The 428-nt window shown below is 58.2% G+C and carries 1 pseudogene; it reads left to right on the top strand.

The features are described 5' to 3' along the window. Nucleotides 1–428, top strand: a pseudogene (locus FEZ63_RS07650) (IS6 family transposase); the annotation flags it as partial.

Here is a 428-nt window from a genome sequence, read left to right as displayed (position 1 = left end):
AGCGCGGCATCGGTGTCGATCATTCGACGATCCATCGCTGGGTCGTTCACTACTAGCCCTTGCTGCTGGACGGCTTCAACCGGCGCAAGCGTGCTGTCGCCGGAAGGTGGCATGTCGATGAACCTACATCAAGATCCGCGGCCGATGGATGTTTTTATACCGCGCGATCGACAGCTGCGGGGACACGGTGGAGTTCATGTTCAGTGAACACCGCGACTTACCAGCCGCAAAGCGCTTCCTGACACGGGCTCTCAAGCGCCATGGGCGTCCCGATCGCATTGTCATCGATGGGAGCCAGACCAACCGCGAAGCCATCGCATCCTGCGATACGACAAACCGTTTGCAGGATCGATCGCGACGCTGGCTGAAGCCAATCCGGATCCGGCAGAGCCAGTATCTAAATAATCGCATTGAACAGGATCATCGCG

This window comes from Microvirga brassicacearum (assembly GCF_008757455.1).
GTDB lineage: Bacteria > Pseudomonadota > Alphaproteobacteria > Rhizobiales > Beijerinckiaceae > Microvirga > Microvirga brassicacearum.
This window is presented reverse-complemented; position numbering and strand designations above follow the sequence as displayed.